The 18,152-nt window shown below is 35.3% G+C and carries 16 protein-coding genes; all 16 read right to left on the reverse strand.

All coding sequences use genetic code 11. The features are described 5' to 3' along the window. Window positions 1-66: 66 nt before the first annotated feature. The 16 genes from hemW to proB all read right to left on the reverse strand — a co-directional run bounded on the left by hemW (window position 67) and on the right by proB (window position 18,084). Entirely contained in the window at window positions 67-1,257 is a 1,191-nt protein-coding gene (hemW, locus tag H8S40_RS07350; protein WP_186864940.1) for a radical SAM family heme chaperone HemW, read from the reverse strand. A 1-nt stretch (window position 1,258) separates the two neighbouring features. Beyond that, complete coding sequence (lepA, locus tag H8S40_RS07355; protein ID WP_118723616.1) at window positions 1,259-3,073, reverse strand: translation elongation factor 4; 1,815 nt, start codon at window positions 3,071-3,073, stop codon at window positions 1,259-1,261. Between the two features lie 69 nt (window positions 3,074-3,142). Further along, a complete protein-coding gene (holA, locus tag H8S40_RS07360; RefSeq protein ID WP_186864941.1) occupies window positions 3,143-4,123 on the reverse strand; it encodes a DNA polymerase III subunit delta in 981 nt (326 codons plus the stop codon). 5 nt (window positions 4,124-4,128) lie between these two features. Then, the gene (locus tag H8S40_RS07365) at window positions 4,129-6,435 is read right to left on the reverse strand and encodes a DNA internalization-related competence protein ComEC/Rec2 (RefSeq protein WP_186864942.1); all 2,307 of its coding nucleotides are present in this window, start codon (window positions 6,433-6,435) and stop codon (window positions 4,129-4,131) included. 2 nt (window positions 6,436-6,437) lie between these two features. Then, complete coding sequence (locus tag H8S40_RS07370; RefSeq protein ID WP_118723613.1) at window positions 6,438-7,367, reverse strand: GerMN domain-containing protein; 930 nt, start codon at window positions 7,365-7,367, stop codon at window positions 6,438-6,440. Between the two features lie 29 nt (window positions 7,368-7,396). Next, window positions 7,397-8,851, reverse strand: coding sequence for a sensor histidine kinase (locus H8S40_RS07375; protein ID WP_366482344.1), 1,455 nt, complete (start codon window positions 8,849-8,851; stop codon window positions 7,397-7,399). After that, window positions 8,829-9,518 carry a response regulator transcription factor gene (locus tag H8S40_RS07380; protein WP_186864944.1) on the reverse strand — a complete coding sequence of 230 codons (690 nt, stop codon included), beginning with the start codon at window positions 9,516-9,518 and terminating at the stop codon, window positions 8,829-8,831. The genes H8S40_RS07375 and H8S40_RS07380 overlap by 23 nt, the downstream gene beginning before the upstream one ends. Window positions 9,519-9,595: 77 nt before the next feature. Then, a complete protein-coding gene (locus H8S40_RS07385) occupies window positions 9,596-10,222 on the reverse strand; it encodes a helix-hairpin-helix domain-containing protein (RefSeq protein ID WP_186864945.1) in 627 nt (208 codons plus the stop codon). Window positions 10,223-10,333: 111 nt separating this feature from the next. Then, on the reverse strand, window positions 10,334-10,765 hold the full coding sequence (locus H8S40_RS07390; RefSeq protein ID WP_186864946.1) for a DMT family transporter: 432 nt from the start codon (window positions 10,763-10,765) through the stop codon (window positions 10,334-10,336). 63 nt (window positions 10,766-10,828) lie between these two features. Beyond that, the gene (locus H8S40_RS07395; RefSeq protein ID WP_186864947.1) at window positions 10,829-12,013 is read right to left on the reverse strand and encodes an aspartate aminotransferase family protein; all 1,185 of its coding nucleotides are present in this window, start codon (window positions 12,011-12,013) and stop codon (window positions 10,829-10,831) included. Then, window positions 12,000-12,902, reverse strand: a complete 903-nt coding sequence (argB, locus tag H8S40_RS07400; RefSeq protein WP_118723609.1) for an acetylglutamate kinase — start codon at window positions 12,900-12,902, stop codon at window positions 12,000-12,002. The genes H8S40_RS07395 and argB overlap by 14 nt, the downstream gene beginning before the upstream one ends. 16 nt (window positions 12,903-12,918) lie before the next feature. Further along, entirely contained in the window at window positions 12,919-14,142 is a 1,224-nt protein-coding gene (argJ, locus tag H8S40_RS07405; RefSeq protein WP_186864948.1) for a bifunctional glutamate N-acetyltransferase/amino-acid acetyltransferase ArgJ, read from the reverse strand. 28 nt (window positions 14,143-14,170) lie between these two features. Further along, a complete protein-coding gene (locus H8S40_RS07410; RefSeq protein WP_118723607.1) occupies window positions 14,171-14,620 on the reverse strand; it encodes a GNAT family N-acetyltransferase in 450 nt (149 codons plus the stop codon). An 11-nt stretch (window positions 14,621-14,631) separates the two neighbouring features. Beyond that, a complete protein-coding gene (gene argC, locus H8S40_RS07415) occupies window positions 14,632-15,672 on the reverse strand; it encodes an N-acetyl-gamma-glutamyl-phosphate reductase (RefSeq protein ID WP_022075972.1) in 1,041 nt (346 codons plus the stop codon). 209 nt (window positions 15,673-15,881) lie between these two features. Next, the gene (locus H8S40_RS07420; RefSeq protein WP_186864949.1) at window positions 15,882-17,132 is read right to left on the reverse strand and encodes a glutamate-5-semialdehyde dehydrogenase; all 1,251 of its coding nucleotides are present in this window, start codon (window positions 17,130-17,132) and stop codon (window positions 15,882-15,884) included. Beyond that, window positions 17,104-18,084, reverse strand: a complete 981-nt coding sequence (proB, locus tag H8S40_RS07425; protein ID WP_186864950.1) for a glutamate 5-kinase — start codon at window positions 18,082-18,084, stop codon at window positions 17,104-17,106. Before proB ends, H8S40_RS07420 begins: the two co-directional genes overlap by 29 nt. Between the last annotated feature and the right edge of the window lie 68 nt (window positions 18,085-18,152).

Genomic DNA, 18,152 nt, shown 5'->3' on the forward strand with positions numbered 1-18,152 from the left:
CTATAAAAAAGAAAAAACTCTGACATAAACAATCAAAGTTTTTCTTACTTTTATTAGTATTTGATTTTATGAAAGTAAAAATTCAGATAATACATAATTGCTGATATCCATTCCTCTGTGAGTAAGCATGAGATTATCTTCTTTACTTATTATCAATTCATCTTCTTCCAACCTTTTTATTATATTTCCATAAACTTCCCCAATTTCTTTACCAAAAAACTTGTGAAACTTATTTTTTGAAATTCCAGCTGTTTTTCTCAATCCCAAATACATAAATTCTTCCATTTGATTTTCTAATGTTAAGTATTCATGTTCTATTTCAATCGCTTGTTTTTGATTAATGGTTTGAATATATTTATCTCGATTCTTAACATGATTGAAACGGATTTGTTCTTGTATTTCTGAAGTATTTTTATTTTGAATGGAAATCAGAGAGGCTGCACCAGCACCAATTCCAAGATATTCCACTCTGTCCCAGTATCCAAGATTATGCCGACACTCTTTTCCCGGATATGCATAATTGGATATCTCGTAGCGGTGCATTCCACAACTTTCTAACATTTGAATGGTCATCTCTCCCATTGTATATTCATCATCTTCGGAAGGAAGTTTCCAGTCACCCGCATCAAATTGACCTTTACAATACCACTCATAAAAGTTCGTTCCTTCTTCTAATATCAAACTATATGCAGAAATGTGTTCAGGGTTAAGTGTTAGAATTTTTCTCAGTGTATTTTCCCAGCTTTTTAAAGTCTGTCCAGGAAGTGCTGACATCAGATCAATATTTCTATTCTTAAATCCTACTTGTTCAACAGCTTCCCATGTATTTAAAAAATCTTCGTAAGTATGAATTCTTCCCAACATTTTCAATTCTTTATTTTCTGTTGATTGCAATCCGATACTCACACGATTGATACCTGCCTGTTTATAGCTTCTTAATTTTTCAATGTTTACAGTTCCTGGATTCATCTCCATTGTAATTTCTGCAACAGGATCGATGGTAAAAATTTGATTTAGATTTTCAAAAATTAGTTTCATCTGATCTGCTGTCAAAAGAGACGGTGTTCCTCCTCCGAGGAAAACCGTCTTTACTATATATTCTTTTGCAAAATCTTTATAACGATTAATTTCTTTACATAAAGCCTGAACATAAGCATTTAATTCTTCTTTTGTTCCACTTGCAGAAAAGAAATCGCAATAATTACACTTTCTTACACAAAATGGTATATGGAGATATAATTCTAATTCTCTCTTCATATTAATCTTCATCTAATTTCAATACACTCATAAATGCTTTTTGTGGGATATCTACATTTCCGACTTGACGCATTCTCTTCTTACCTTCTTTTTGTTTTTCGAGAAGTTTTTTCTTACGTGAGATATCACCACCATAACATTTAGCAAGAACATCTTTTCGCATTGCTTTAACGGTTTCTCTGGCAATTACTTTTCCACCAATCGCTGCCTGAATCGGGATTTCAAACATTTGTCTTGGAATTTCCTGCTTCAATTTCTCACACATTTTGCGTCCACGTTCATATGCATTAGAACTATGGATAATAAATGAAAGTGCATCCACTTCTTCTTTATTAATAAGAATATCCAATTTGACAAGTTCTGAACGCTCATATCCTAACATTTCATAATCAAAAGATGCATAGCCTCTGGAACGAGATTTTAATGCATCAAAGAAATCATAAATAATTTCATTAAGTGGAAGGTGATACGTTAATACAGCTCGTTTTTCTTCAATGTATTCCATTCCCTGATATACACCGCGGCGTTCTTGACATAAATCCATAATTGCGCCTATAAATTCAGAAGTTACCATTATTTCAGCTTTTACAATTGGTTCTTCCATATAGTCGATCTCAGACGGATCCGGCAGGTTCGTTGGATTTGTGAGTTCTATTAAATCACCATTTGTCTTATGCACTTTATAGATTACACTCGGTGCTGTTGTAACCAAATCCAGATTGTACTCTCTTTCTAAACGCTCCTGGATAATTTCCAGATGAAGTAATCCCAAGAAACCACAACGGAATCCAAAACCTAACGCAATAGACGTTTCCGGTTCAAATTGTAATGCTGCATCATTTAACTGCAACTTTTCCAATGCATCTCTCAAATCAGGATATTTTGCTCCATCAGAAGGATAGAGCCCACAATATACCATTGGATTTACTTTCTTATAACCTGGCAAAGGTTCTGCACATGGATTTTGCGCATTTGTAATAGTATCTCCAACACGAGTATCTTTAACATTTTTCAAGCTGGCTGTAATATATCCAACCATTCCGGCTTCCAGTTCATCGCAAGGGATGAACTGACCTGCACCAAAATACCCGACTTCAACTACATCGGCCACAGCTCCTGTAGCCATCATCTTAATCGGAGTACCTTTTCGCACACTACCTTCTTTGATTCGGCAAAATACAATAACTCCACGATAAGAATCATATACAGAATCAAAGATCAAGGCCTGTAAAGGTGCCTTGGCATCACCTACCGGGGCTGGTATTTTCTCAACAATTGCTTCTAAAACATCCTCTACATTAAGACCTGTCTTTGCTGAAATCAAAGGTGCATCTTCAGCTTCAATTCCAATTACATCTTCTATTTCTTCTTTTACCCTCTCCGGCTCTGCACTCGGAAGATCAATTTTATTAATAACCGGCACAACATCAAGATCATGATCCAGTGCAAGATATACATTTGCCAATGTCTGTGCTTCTACTCCCTGTGCTGCATCTACAACCAAAATAGCACCATCGCAAGCTGCCAGACTTCGAGACACTTCATAGTTGAAATCCACATGCCCCGGTGTATCAATCAAATTGAAGATATATTCTTCCCCATCCTTTGCCTTGTATACTGTTCGGACGGTCTGTGCCTTGATCGTAATACCGCGTTCACGCTCCAAATCCATATTATCCAAAACCTGTGCCTGCATCTCACGATCTGTTAAAAGACCTGTTTTTTCAATAATACGATCTGCCAACGTAGATTTTCCATGATCTATATGTGCAATAATGCAAAAATTACGAATTTTACTTTGTTCTATTCCTGACACTTTTCTTCCTCCAAATTTTATTTATTTTGTAAAATATGATGTCGCAGTTATATTCTTTTATTAATACAATTATTTTGATGAATATTTTATTATAAACAACTCCACTGCCAGATTATCCGTTAACAATCCTGTTTTTACACGTTGTTCGATATCTGCACTGTATTCCATAACCATTCTTAGTTCAGATGTCTTAAAATATTTTGCCTGATCCATATATTTTCCAACTGCAAATGGATGTAACCCTGTTTTTGATGCAATTTCCTTTTTGCTATATCCTTTATTTGCCAAATGTTTTACCTGAAACAATATACGATATTGTCTGGTCATCAGAAAAAGGATTCGCATAGGGGGCTCTTTTAATGCAAGCAATTCGTAGTATAAATCCAAGGCTTTTTTTTGTTGCTTTTCAGCCACTGCATTGACCATATCAAAAATATGATTGGCAATTTGTGTAACACAGATTGCATCGACATCTTCTTTTGTAATGTCTGTTTTCTCCATAGTATAACTGAATAATTTTTCCAGTTCTTTTGTGATATTTTCCATATCTGTTCCGACTTTATTTAAAAAATAAATTATCGTCTGCTCTGTAACCTGTTTGTTTTCATTTCGAATCTTTCCTGCGACCCAACGTTTTAACGTATTTTCATCCTGAAATGGGAGTTCGACAACACGGCCTTTTGATTTTACTGCCTTAAACAGTTTACTTCTTTTATCTACCTCATCTTCGACAAAGATATAGTATGTGGTATCGGGCATTTCTTTTATATAATCTGCCAGATCTGCACCTGCACTTTTAAAAAAGCCGGTATTGTCAAATACGATTAATCTTCTTTCGGCAAAAAAAGGTAATGTTTCAGATAAATCAATCACGGATTTAACATCCACTCCTTTTCCTTCAAAATGTGCAAAATTCATCGTGTCGCCTTCTGGAAGCAATGCTTTTGTAAGGCGAGCCCGGTATTGTTTTTTTAAATATGCTTCTTCCCCATATAAGAGATATATTTGTTTAAATTGTCCTGTTTTTAAATCTTCATTTAAGCTTTTCATAACTTCTATATTATATCGGAAATACCTACTTTTTGCAAAACATTTATTCTCAAGTTTTTTCCATTTGTTTTTATATGTATTGCTCCTTGATGTTGTGTATTATAGATAGTACGTTTTTCCTTATTTAATCGTTCAAGAGTTTCTTGATGTGGATGCCCGTATCGATTCCTTACTCCTGCTGAGATTAACACAACGGAGGGAGAAGTTATTTCCAGGAACTTTTCAGGTGTAGAATTTTTCGAACCATGATGTGCAATTTTTAATATATCATACTTTCTTAAACTTCCGCTCTCGATTAATTGTGTTTCTCCTTCTCCTTCTAAATCCCCTGTAAATAGCATATCAAATTCATCAAATTTTAAATCTAAAACCATAGATGCTGCATTCCCATTTTCACCACTATAATTTTTTACCGGTCCTATACACGTTAATGTGAACGACATATTTTTTTTATATTCTACGAATTGCTGCCCCGCCGACATGATGATTACTTTAGTGTGATTTTCTTCTGCTGTCTTAGACAAATCTTTTAGTTTATCATCCCACACTTCCTTTACTGGTAATACCAGTGCTTTTATTTTTATATTCAATTTCTGGCTTTCCAACATCTCTTTGACTCCGTTTATATGATCTTCATCCCCATGCGATATGAAAATATAATCTAAACATCCAACACCTTTTGATTCCAAAAAAGGAATCAGGCGATAAAGACCTACCTGAGATACATCTGTGCTGCCTCCATCTATAAGACAGTTTGTTCCATTTGGGGTGCGGATAAAAATGCCATCCCCTTGTCCGACATCCAACATCGTGATTTCCAAATTTCCTTTTTTATGGTAGGACAGACAAACAATTCCACATAATGCAATTATACAAACTACACTTCTTATAGCAAAATATCTGCTTTTCAAACAAATTCTTTGGCTTTCTTTTTTTTCTGTTTCTATAAGATCTTTTCTACTTTTTGATTTATATTTCTGCTTTTCGGCCTGAATATCCCAATATTTCCATATAAAATAACTTATCAATAATATTATATAATATGTCAGCATTATCCATATCGAGGGCTTTCCTGTCACAATCCTGCCAAACGGAACATCTATCATAAACATACACAACTTTTCATATCCCCATAAAATAGCCTTACAAAATTGTAAAATCAAGTTACCGATTGGATAAAAAATGAATAAAAATAATATGCCTACAATCCCAACTCCAATTAAAATCGACATACAAGGAATTACAATTATATTTGTCAGCACTGACCATGTAGGAATTTCAAAATAGAAATACATTGTCATTGGAAGAAGCATTACTTGAATCGCAATTCCAGGACAGAATATTTTAGGTATGCATGAAGTTTGTTCAAAAAGCGAATTTATTAATATCATCGCTAAAACTGCACCAAATGAAAATAAAAAACCTGCATCAAACAAATATAACGGCTGCCATAAAACAATTACTACAGTAGCAATTGACAGAGAAGTTAGTAAATCGTAATCTCTTCCTAAAATTTCCGCTCCCATTCGTATAATGTACATAATGATAGCTCGAAGACTAGATACTCCGATTCCAATCATCATCGTATATAAAAGCAAAAAGAATATTCCGATTATTCCCGAAGCCGAAAAACCGAGTCCTATTTTTCTTAACACTTGATACATCCCGATTCCTATAAAAGACATATGCAAACCGGATATTGCAAGAATGTGTCCAATTCCCCCTTTTTGATATAATTGTTTTATAGTTTGATCTAAATCTTTTTTATCCCCAAGTAATATTGCTACCATACTGTTTCCAGCATCTTTTCCAAGACTATGCAATAACATATTTTTTATAGATTCTCTGATTTCAAACAGATTCTCTTTTAACAAATCAGTTTTTTGATTATTTATTTGGATTTGAGTAGACCATATTTGTGCATGAATATGTTGTTTTTGATAATAGAATTTTTGATTAAAATTTCCGGGATTCCGGTTTTCTTGAAAAAAATATATTTTCCCAGCTGCCTGAATAATATTTCCAACCATAATTGAATCAGAATCTTTTACATTCACAAGAACTCTTTCACGGTTTATTTTTACCCAGGTGCTTTTCCGATATACTTGTATATCTTTTAGATAATAAACAGAATAAGAAGTACGTTTGTCTACATCATATACGTTCCCTTTAATTATTACATTTTCATTTTCCAGATAATTTTGTTCTAAATAGGATGGTTTCAAATCTCTGGATATTTGAAACCATCCTACCAAAACAAGTTGAATTAAAAGAATCGCTATCGCTAAAAGACAGCAGGGTCTTTTGAACATTTTTATTCTTCCGCATGTTGTATTAAGTCCAAATCCTGTTGTAATGGCTGAGATAAATCAATTGTATTCATGTATAAAACATTTTTTTCACCATTCACCATAATTTGCACCTTATTTACCGCTGTTCCCTCAATCAGCGAATTTACAATGGAATAAATTGTTATTTCCGGTTTTATGTCATGAGCACTTGCCAGAAATTCTGAATCAAAATTCACATAGCAAATATTATCTTTTACTGTCACGCTTAATAGTGTACAAGTAGAAGATATTGTTGGATGCACACTCTCATCCTGAGGACCATGCATCAATTTCTCTACAATCAGTTTTTCTTTTGAAGTATTTGTACTATATTTCACCTGTACATTTTGTTTTACAAGCTTATCACCGGATTCATTTGCGAAATATAATGCGAGCTCTGTTTCTTCATATGAACTCAATGAACTTCCGTTATTTTGAACAAAATCATCTTCATTTATAATTCCAGCTGGATTTCCTTTATCATCTTTCAATTCTTCTCCATCCACTGTAACGTAAATAGCACTGATTTTAGGAATTTTTACGATAGACTGTGTCATTGATGCAAGAATTAATTTTTGCTCTACAACAGGTAATTTCAAATATGCATCATTCAAATCTATATATACGATCATATGTCTGATTTCACATTGTTGTATTTTTATTTGTTTCGGAATTGTAGTAGAATAATTAATCTCTTCAGCCGGTTTTTGTAATTCTTTTATAACATTGTTCACTTGCTCTTCCGTCGTTTTTCCTCGAAAATCATAATTGATTTTTACTAATCCGTTTCTTTCTCCGTTTACGCTGTATATGAACGAATCATCATTTTTTACTTCTGTACGTTTAGCACATCCGCACAACATACATAAAACAAACAGGAGAACTGTGATATATACCTTACTTTTTTTCAACATAAAATCCTCCCTGCCAATGGTTACATCTATCAAGTAGATACATATATAAGTGGAATTCGAACCGTAAATGTTGTACCTTCTTCTGGCTCACTGTAAACTTTGATTGACCCACGATGCATAATGACAGCATTTCTTGTAATTGCAAGACCAAGGCCTGTTCCCCCAATCTCTCTGGAATGAGACTTATCTACACGATAAAATCTTTCAAAAATATGATCTTGATCTTCTTTTGGAATTCCAATGCCTGAATCTGATACCTTTACATAAAAATATTTGTGGTCTGCATTCAATGAAACATGAACCCAGCCTTCATCGTGATTATATTTAATTGCATTTTCTACCAGATTGGATATCGCAAGTGTCATCTTCACTTCATCAATTTCTGCCGTCACTGGACGAAAACTTTCCAAAACAATCTCAATCTGCTTCTTTTCAGCAATTGGTCGAAGCCTTTTCAAAATCAATTCAAGCAGATCATTTACGTTTACTTGCGAAATGTTTAAATTCTGTGCTGTTTTGTCCATTTTAACCAGGGTTAAAAGATCGTTTATAATATCATTTTCACGATCAATCTCTTTTGCAATATCTCCCATAAATTCCTGATACAACTCGATTGGAACTTGATCCTGTGTAACAAGAGAATCTGCCAGCACTTTCATTGATGCCAATGGAGTTTTTAATTCATGTGAGACATTAGATACAAACTCTTCTCTTGAATCATCAAGTACCTTCATCCGACCTAACATTTTATTAAAAGCATCTGAAATATTCTTTGTTTCTGTAAATGTATTTTCATGCAGTACCTCTACAACATATCCTTCTGTTACCCCTTCAATATCAGCTGCAATTTTTCTGAGCGGTCTTACGATACAATCGGCCAGTAAAATTGCCAATGCAATAACAATTGTCATAATCATTCCAATGATTGCACCGCCTTTTGTATGAAAGATATGCAAGCTATCCTCGATTGAATCCGTAGAAACACTTGCAAGTATCACTCCAACGGCTTTCCCGGTATTTTTATCTGTAATCGGAGATGTCACCTCTATAAAATGATTTTTTTTATCATAGTAATTTGTACTTTCACCTTTTAAACAACGAATTACATTTTCTGATACAATCGTTTTTCCCTCATCCAAAGCATATGTATCCGTCATGACTTTTAATTCTGCGTTTACAAGCATAACTCGTCCATTATAAATATTGGTAAGCTGGGTTAAATTTGCATTGATTACTTCGGATGAATTATCCTCAAGATAATTATAATTGTTCAATTGATCACAAAGAATCGTGCATTGATTCTGTATCTCTGCTGTTCGCAGAGATACTGCACGCGATTCGTACGCCTTAATAATCGCTATATGTGCGACTGTACATGGTATAAGACCTGCACATACAATGATTAGAATAATACGAAATCTCAGACTTTTTATTACATTTTCTTTTAGTTTGTTTCGAAATTTACCCTTGGAAATAATAACCAACTCCCCACTTTGTATGTACGTATTGCGGCTCGCTTGGATTCTTTTCAATCTTCTCACGTAGTCTACGGATATGTACATCTACTGTTCTTGCATCTCCCGGATAATCTGCTCCCCAAATTAAGTTTAATAAATTTTCCCTACTGTATACTTTATTTGGATTCATTGCGAGTAATTCTAACACATCAAATTCTTTTGCGGTAAGATTAATCTCGCGTTCACCTATAAATACTCTTCTGCCTTCGCAATCTATTTTCATAGTTCCCTTTACTAATAGAGTTTTCGGAGCAGGTTCTTCTCTTTTTGATGTCCGTCGCATAATGGCTTTAATTCTTGCTTTTACTTCCAGAATATTAAATGGTTTTGTAATATAATCATCGGCACCATATTCTAACCCAAGAATTTTATCCATGTCTTCACTTTTTGCAGTCAGCATAACAATCGGCATATCCGAAAATTCACGAATCTGCTGACATACTTGAAATCCATCAAGCTTCGGAAGCATTACATCCAGCAGAACCAGATCATATTCACAATTTTTTGCATATTCTAATGCCTCTGCACCATCATATGCACAATCCACTTCCATTCCATCCTGTTCCAGGCTAAAACGGATTCCTTTCACAATTAACTTTTCGTCATCAACTACTAAGATTTTTTTCTTGCTCATTCTACTTCTACTCTTTCCTTTTACTTCCTGTCTTATTCTGCTTTCATATATTGTAAAATATATTATTATCCTGTTTTCTATAATGCTATCTGATCTTTAATTTTTAGATAAATGCCTTCCTTGATTCCCTCTACATTCATCAACTCTTCAATACTCTGAAAAGCACCATGTGAATCCCGATATGCCAAAATGCTTTCTGCTCTGGATTCTCCAATGCCGGATAAAGTTTTTAGCTCATCTTTTGTCGCAGTATTCAGATGTACCTTTCCATCAGAAGAATCCGTTGATGATGAAACCGTCATTTCAGAAGTAATCCCTGCATTATACTCTTCCTGTGTCGGAATATAAATCTGTTGTCCGTCACTTACATACTCTGCCTGATTGACTGCAGAAAGTGCTGCATCCTCACGTAATCCACCCGCACATTCAATTGCTTCATATATGCGGGCATCTTTTTTTAATTCATACACTCCCGTGTTATTTACAGCACCACATACATAGACATAAACAGATGTAGTTTTTGTTGTGTCATGAATTTCTTCTGTTTCTTTATTCTTTTCAGTTTCATTTAAAGATTGTTCTGTCTCTTGAAGTGTAACTTCTTGAAAAGCTTCTCCTTTTTGCCCACACCCCGTTCCAAAACAGAATACAAATAAACAGAAAGTAATTAGTAATTGTCGTTTCCATAAATTTCTGACTTTCATATATTCTCCTTACGTTAATGCCGTAAGCCCCTTTATGTCAGATAGTAATATTGTATCTAATCAGAAAACAAATTACAATAGCATTTTCATTTTTATTTCCATTTACGATTTTTATTTCCATTGAAAAATAGAAATTCCTATCAAAGCTAAAACTAATCCTCCTATTTTCCGCCAGCTGAAGGGTTCTTTATCTACCCCAAACATTCCAAATAATTCTATTAAATATGCAACGAACAACTGTGCGATTACAATCAGAAGTGCTGCCTTAGCCGGTCCTAATGCATCCATACTTTTTATAACTGTCAATGTTATACCTGCTCCAATCACACCTCCAAGCAAGAGATATCTAGGCTCAACTTTTCCAATTGACAGAATATCATCCCTTCCTGCAATAAGCCAGCCTAAAATACATACAAGAAATGCTGTTAATTGCACCCATACATTAGAAACCCACATTCCTGTAGTTTCCGTTACTTTGGTGTTAAATACACCTTGTACACTCATTAAGGCTCCCGACAATAACGCAATTAAAAAACCAATCATCAAAAACATACCTCCACCATCTTCTTTCTTACATGGTATGTCCTGATAATTGGTTTTTATGCACTATTTTGCAAATGCAATTTCTAATTTTTCAATCATTTCATCTATCTGTTCTTTTGTAATTATAAGAGGCGGTACAAAACGAATTGTATTTCCCTTTGCTGTAATGATCAATAGTCCTGCTTCGTGAGCTTTTGTTATTATATCTCCGGCTGGTTTTGTTAATTCAATCCCCTGAATCAGTCCCTTTCCTCTGCATTCTTTTACAAAGTCATATTTTTGGACTAATTTTTCCAGACAAATTGAAAGATATTCTCCCATTTCCTTCACGTGATCAACAATCTGTTCTTTCTGGAAAATATCAATAACTGTTTTTACAGCTGTACAGGCAAGTGGATTTCCACCATAGGTAGAACCATGATCTCCTGCTTCCATGGAGTATTTTGCAACTTCCTCAGTCATAGCAAATGCTCCTACCGGTATTCCGTTTCCAATTGCTTTCGCCATTGTCATGATATCAGGTTTAATATTGTACTCCTGCCATGCAAACATATATCCTGTTCTTGCCATTCCGCATTGAATTTCATCGCAGATCATCAAAATGTCATTTTTACTACAAAGTTCACGGATACCCTCCATAAATTCTTTTGTCGCTGGATAAATTCCGCCTTCTCCTTGCAGTGGTTCAAGAATGATCGCACATGTTTTATCATTTACTAAAGCTTTAACGCTTTCCAGATTGTTATATTCTGCAAATTTAACTCCCGGAAGCAATGGTTCAAATGGGGTGCGATAATGTTCGGTCCCTGTCACTGAAACTGCTCCTATGGAACGTCCATGGAAAGAATTCTGCATTGCTATGATTTCATATCTTCCTGATTCTTTTGTATATGCATATTTTCGTGCGGATTTTAAAGCTCCTTCAATTGCCTCTGTTCCACTATTCGTGAAAAATACACGATCCATTCCGGAAATTTCATTTAATTTCTTTGCAGCTTCACCACAACTTTCATGGAAATATAAGTTAGACGTATGACATAACAAATCTATTTGTTTTTTTAAGGCATCTTTCAATTCTTTATTACTATATCCAAGACCACAAACTGCAATTCCTGCAGCAAAATCCAGATATTTTTTACCCTCTGCATCATATAAATAAACGTCTTCTCCGTGATCTAATATGATTGGAAAACGATTATATACATGTAAAAGATTTTCTTCTGCTTCTGCTATTTTATTGTTCACCATGATAATACTTGCTTTCCTCCCCATCCAAAATAGCTGTGCCAATTCCTTTATTCGTAAATATTTCAAGAAGAACACAGTGTGGAATTCTTCCATCTAAAATATGTACTCTGGATACACCATTTTCAATTGCTTCAATACAGTTATTTAATTTCGGAAGCATGCCGCCTCCGATATATCCATCAGAGATTAATTTTTTTGCTTCTTTTACCGTTAATTCAGATATCAATGTTTTAGGATCCTCAGGATTTTTATAAACACCTTCAATATCTGTTAAAAATGCCAGTTTTTCAGCTTTGACAGCACGAGCTATTGCACATGCGGCATCATCGGCATTAATGTTATATGTATTGTATTCATCATCCAGACCAATCGGACAGATGATTGGAAGAAAGTCTTTTTCTAAAAGATCGTATAAGATGTCAGCATTTACTTTTTTAACATCACCGACAAATCCAATATCCTCTCCATTTGAATATTTCTTTTCTACTTTTAAAAGACCGCCATCTTTGCCACTGATTCCAATTGCACGTACGCCAAGTTCTTCGACAAGCTGAACAAGACTTTTATTTACTTTTCCAAGAACCATTTCAGCTACTTCCATTGTATCTTCATCAGTCACACGTAATCCATTGATAAATTTGGGCTCCATTCCTACTTTTTCAACCCATTTACTGATTTCTTTTCCCCCACCATGTACAATGATCGGTTTGAAACCAACTAATTTTAAAAGTGTAACATCTTCGATTACTTTCTTTTTCAACTCTTCATCTACCATTGCACTTCCGCCATACTTAATAACAATGATCTTACGGTTAAAACGTTGGATATATGGAAGTGCTTCAATTAATACGCTTGCTTTTTCCAAATATTGATTCATATTTTCATTCATAGTGGTTTCTCTCCTTTTAGCTTCTGTAATCTGCATTGATGTCTATGTAACCATGTGTTAAGTCGCAGCCCCAGGCTGTTGCTTGTTCATTTCCTTCTTTTAAGTCTGCAATTGCGGTTACTTCCGGCTCAGAAAGAATCATGGTTGCTTTTTCTTCATCAAAATCAAGTCCTACACCATCCTTGATAAGCTGAATCTTTCCTGCCGCACTTTCAAAGAACAAGTCAACCTTATCCTGTTCAAAATTTTCACCGGAATATCCCATTGCACATAAGATTCTTCCCCAGTTTGCATCATGTCCTGCAATAGCTGTTTTGGTCAGATTGGAACATACAACAGATTTTGCAAGTACCTTTGCCTGTTTTTTTGATTTTGCGCCAACTATTTTGACTTCAAATAATGCTGTAGCACCTTCTCCATCACCGGCCATTTTCTTTGCAAGGGTTTCATTTACAAAATGAAGAGCTTCTAAAAACAACTGATACTCTGCTGTACCACAATGGATTTTTGGATTCTTTGCCATTCCATTTGCAAGTACAAGAACGGTATCATTTGTAGATGTATCTCCATCTACAGAAATCATATTGTAGGTATCTTTTACATCTGCCTTTAATGCCTTTACCAGGGCTTTTTTTGTAATTGCGGCGTCTGTTGTAATGTAAGAAAGCATTGTGCACATATTCGGATGAATCATACCAGAACCTTTTGCCATGCCACCGACTGTGACTGTTTTTCCACCAATTTCAATTGTAACGGCAATCTCTTTTTCTTTTGTATCCGTCGTCATAATTGCTTTTGCTGCCAAATGTCCTGCCTCTCGGGTCGCTTGTTTTGTATCTGCAAGTTTTTCAATTCCAGCAGTTACTTTATCCATCGGCATCTGCATTCCTATAACCCCGGTAGAACCAATCAGAACTCCATTTGCATCTACGCCCATAACTTCTGCTGCTTTTTTAGCTGTTTCACTGCAATAGCGAAGCCCTTTTTCGCCGGTACATGCATTTGCAATTCCTGAATTAACCACAACAACATGTGATTTTACACCACTTTCCACAACCGTTTTATCCCAGATAACCGGAGCTGCCTTTACCAGATTTGTTGTAAATGCACCTGCTGTTTTACATGGCTTTTTACTATAGATCATAGCCATGTCTGTTCTTCCCTGATATTTAATTCCTGCTGCTGCAGAAGCTGCTTCAAACCCTTTTGCAGATGTTACACCGCCATCTATAATCTTCATGTGTCTTCCTCCTCATATATAAGTGCATTTACTGTTCATTGAATGCCGTTATATTTTCTTCATTTAATACAAATTCATAATAATTTAAATCTTTTCGTTCAGTCCATTCTATTGTATTCCAGAACGCATTTCCGATATCATTAACAGTAAATGCGATCAATGAGACTTTATTAATCTTCTCCCTTTTTAAAGCCTGCATAGCATATACAACCATTGCTTTTCCAATACCGTGGCGACGATATTTTTCATCCACGCAAACATGATAAAGACAACCACGTCGTCCATCGTGCCCGCATAAAATACTACCCACGATTTTGTTATCTATTTCTGCTACGACACTTGTAGTCGGGTTACGTTTTAAAAAACGTTCTACCCCTTCTTTTGAATCATCAATACTTCGTATTCCAAAACCTTTAATTGTCATCCAAAGTGCATGAACCTGCTCAAAATCTTCTATTGTCATTGTGCGGATTGTCATCTTCGTACCTCCTATGGAAACATTGGAACAAGTTCCAAGCCTTCTGACTCTTTTAAACCGAACATCAGGTTCATATTCTGAACCGCCTGTCCAGCGGCTCCTTTTACCAGATTGTCTATTGCTCCCATCATAATAATTCTGTTTGTTCGCGGATCAATTTTGAAATTAATATCTACATAGTTGCTTCCTTCTACCCATTTTGTTTCAGGGCATACATCTTTTTCCAACACTCGGATAAATTTCTCATTTGCATAATATTTATCATATATTGCTTTGACTTCGTCATAAGTTACATCTTTTGTTAATTTTGCATATTCTGTTGCAAGAATCCCACGATTCATCGGAACAAGATGCGGTGTGAAATTCAAGACAACTTTCTCACCAGATGCATATCCAAGCTGTTCTTCAATTTCTGGTGTATGTCTATGCGTTGCAACTCCATAGGCTTTCATATTTTCATTTACTTCACAAAATAGATTTGCAACTTTTGCGCTTCTTCCTGCACCGGATGTACCTGATTTTGCATCTATGATTAATGTGCTCATATCAATAATGCCCTCTTTTGCCAGTGGGTAGGCAGTTAAAATGGAACATGTTGTGTAACACCCTGGATTTGCTACCAATCTTGCATTTTTAACATCTTCTCGATTAATTTCACAAAGCCCATATACAGCTTCTTCAATAAATTGCGGACTTTTATGCTCGATTCCATACCATTTTTCATATGTAGCAACATCTTTGATTCGGAAATCTGCACTTAAATCAATAATTTTTACTTTTGAAAGTATGTTTTCATTTACTAACGATGCACATAAGCCTTGCGGTGTTGCTGTAAAAATGACATCGACCTGGCTTGCAAGTTTCTCCATATTATCATCCATACAAGTTGCATCAACAATCTGAAACATATTCTGATAAACAGACGCATATTTTTGATCAATGTAACTTCTTGAACCAAACCATTTAATCTCCGCCTCTTTATGTCCTGTCAAAATTCGAACTAATTCTCCGCCTGCGTATCCTGTTGCACCAATAATTCCTACTTTTATCATGAATCAACCTTCCTTCCTTTATCCTATAATGTTCAGATATTTATCTCTCGCCTCATTTCCAAGCAAATGAAAACATTATTATATGCATATTTATTTTGAATTTATGCATAAGTATACACCTGTTATGTATAATATGCAAGGGGAAAAATCAGATTTATTGTTTTATATATAATGACTAAACAATAAATCCAACTTTCCCCCTTTTTTTGTTATTTTCGAATTTGTCCATTTCCGAAAATAATATATTTTGTTGTAGTTAATGCTTCTAATCCCATAGGTCCGCGTGCATGCAATTTTTGCGTGCTGATTCCAATTTCTGCTCCAAACCCAAACTCAAATCCATCTGTAAATCTTGTAGATGCATTTACATAAACAGCTGCAGCATCAATTTCATTTTGGAATTGTAAAGCATGTTCATAATTTTGCGTAATGATTGATTCTGAATGTCCTGTATTGTAGCGGTTTATATGTTCAATTGCCTGATCCATTGAATCCACAATCTTCATTGAAATGATAGCATCCAGATATTCTGTTCCCCAATCTTCTTCTGTCGCCGGCCAAATATCATCACTGATTTTTTGTGCACGTTCATCTCCACGCACTTCAACACCATGATTTTTCAGGCACTGCACAATTTGTGGGACAGCAAGTTCTGCAACTTTCTCATGGATCACAAGTGATTCACATGCATTACACACACCCATTCTCTGAGTTTTTGCATTTTCAATGATTTCTGTTGCCATATTTAAATCAGCACTCTCATCTACATATATATGACAATTTCCTGTTCCTGTTTCGATAACAGGAACAGTGCTGTTATTAACAACATTTGCTATTAATCCGGCACCACCACGAGGAATTAATACATCGATCAGACCATGTAATTTCATCATATCTGAAACAACTTCTCGACTTGTATCTTCAACAAGCAAAATCAAATCCTGTGGCAGTTTTTCTTTCATCAAGCCTTCTTTAATTACCTTTACAATTGCGAGATTCGAATGGATTGCATCACTTCCGCCTCGAAGAATCACCGCATTTCCAGTTTTAAAGCATAAACCAAATGCATCAGCTGTCACATTTGGCCGGGATTCATAAATAATTCCGACAACTCCAAGAGGCACTCTTTTCTTTCCAATTTGAAGTCCGTTTGGTCGTGTTTTCATGCCCAAAACCTCTCCAATAGGATCTTCTAATGCTGCAATCTGGCACAAACCTTCTGCCATTGCTTCTATTCTCGATTCAGTTAACTGCAAACGATCTATTAAAGATTCTTTTACGCCTTTTTCTTTTGCAGCTTCTACATCTTTTGTATTTTCTTCCAACAAATATGCTTTTTGTCGAATCAGTTCTTCAGCTACAGTAATGAGTCCTCGATTTTTTGCATCTGTTCCTAATTTAGCCCCTTCTCTTGATGCAGATTTTGCACGTCTACCAAGTATTTCCATATAATTTTCCATAATTACCTCCCATGTGCTCTTCGTTTTGAATGAGCTCTGTAGTTTTATGCTCCTCTGACTTTCCTTCTGATTTCTTAAAATTCTTTACTTGCCGACGAAACTTCGCCCTTTCTGGAGCTAGTTCATTTTCCATCAGTTTTCCATGCTCTTTTGAAAGAAAAAGAGTTCCTATTTTTTTCCCTGCCATAATATCATTAATTGCATAAATATTATCCCCATTTGCAATAATCATATCTGCTCCGGCACTGGTTGCAATTTTAGCTGCATTCACCTTTGTCATCATACCCCCAGTTCCAAAATCACTTGCAGAACCTCCTGCCATTGCTTCCAATGACTCATCAATTTCAACTACTGTATGAATAAACCTTGCATTTTGATTCTTTTTTGGATCCGCTGTATACATGCCCTCAATATCAGACATAAGAATTAATAAATCCGCATCAACAAGTTCCGCTACATTTGCCGCAAGCGTGTCGTTATCTCCAAAATTACCATATGCCAGTTCATCTACTGAAATAGCATCATTTTCATTTACGATTGGTACAACATTCATTCGAAGTAATTCATCAAAAGTCTGCCTTGCATTCTTTCGACATTCTTTATTTGTGATAGATTCTTTCGTCAACAGAACCTGTGCTGTCAGTTGGCTATATTCGTTAAATAATTTTTCATAAATCATCATTAATCTTCCTTGTCCTACTGCCGCACAAGCTTGCTTTGCTGCCTCCGTTTCAGGCTTGTGTTCCATACCAAGGGCCTTTCGACCAACTCCTACTGCACCGGAAGATACAACGATTACTTCTTTCCCTTTATTCCTCAAATTAATTAATATTCTTACAAATTTTTCCAATTTATCCAGGTTTATATTGCCTGTTTCTTCATAGGTAATTGTTGTTGTCCCGACTTTAATTACGATTCGATTTTTCTCATCCAGTATTTGCTTTCTATCCATACCAATTCTCCGTTTGTGGATTCCCAACATCCATTCCTTCTATATTATATTCTACTTCTTTTGTACTT

Origin of the sequence: Ruminococcus hominis (assembly GCF_014287355.1) — a bacterium.
GTDB classification, from domain to species: Bacteria; Bacillota; Clostridia; order Lachnospirales; family Lachnospiraceae; genus Schaedlerella; species Schaedlerella hominis.

What these genes read in the sequence shown, in the direction of transcription:
- hemW (WP_186864940.1), bottom strand. Translation starts at nt 1,257, where the DNA reads ATGAAGAGAGAATTAGAATTATATCTCCATATACCATTTTGTGTAAGA.
- holA (WP_186864941.1), bottom strand. Translation starts at nt 4,123, where the DNA reads ATGAAAAGCTTAAATGAAGATTTAAAAACAGGACAATTTAAACAAATA.
- H8S40_RS07365 (WP_186864942.1), bottom strand. Translation starts at nt 6,435, where the DNA reads ATGTTCAAAAGACCCTGCTGTCTTTTAGCGATAGCGATTCTTTTAATT.
- H8S40_RS07370 (WP_118723613.1), bottom strand. Translation starts at nt 7,367, where the DNA reads ATGTTGAAAAAAAGTAAGGTATATATCACAGTTCTCCTGTTTGTTTTA.
- H8S40_RS07380 (WP_186864944.1), bottom strand. Translation starts at nt 9,518, where the DNA reads ATGAGCAAGAAAAAAATCTTAGTAGTTGATGACGAAAAGTTAATTGTG.
- H8S40_RS07385 (WP_186864945.1), bottom strand. Translation starts at nt 10,222, where the DNA reads ATGAAAGTCAGAAATTTATGGAAACGACAATTACTAATTACTTTCTGT.
- H8S40_RS07390 (WP_186864946.1), bottom strand. Translation starts at nt 10,765, where the DNA reads ATGATTGGTTTTTTAATTGCGTTATTGTCGGGAGCCTTAATGAGTGTA.
- H8S40_RS07395 (WP_186864947.1), bottom strand. Translation starts at nt 12,013, where the DNA reads ATGGTGAACAATAAAATAGCAGAAGCAGAAGAAAATCTTTTACATGTA.
- argB (WP_118723609.1), bottom strand. Translation starts at nt 12,902, where the DNA reads ATGAATGAAAATATGAATCAATATTTGGAAAAAGCAAGCGTATTAATT.
- argJ (WP_186864948.1), bottom strand. Translation starts at nt 14,142, where the DNA reads ATGAAGATTATAGATGGCGGTGTAACATCTGCAAAAGGGTTTGAAGCA.
- H8S40_RS07410 (WP_118723607.1), bottom strand. Translation starts at nt 14,620, where the DNA reads ATGACAATCCGCACAATGACAATAGAAGATTTTGAGCAGGTTCATGCA.
- argC (WP_022075972.1), bottom strand. Translation starts at nt 15,672, where the DNA reads ATGATAAAAGTAGGAATTATTGGTGCAACAGGATACGCAGGCGGAGAA.
- H8S40_RS07420 (WP_186864949.1), bottom strand. Translation starts at nt 17,132, where the DNA reads ATGGAAAATTATATGGAAATACTTGGTAGACGTGCAAAATCTGCATCA.
- proB (WP_186864950.1), bottom strand. Translation starts at nt 18,084, where the DNA reads ATGGATAGAAAGCAAATACTGGATGAGAAAAATCGAATCGTAATTAAA.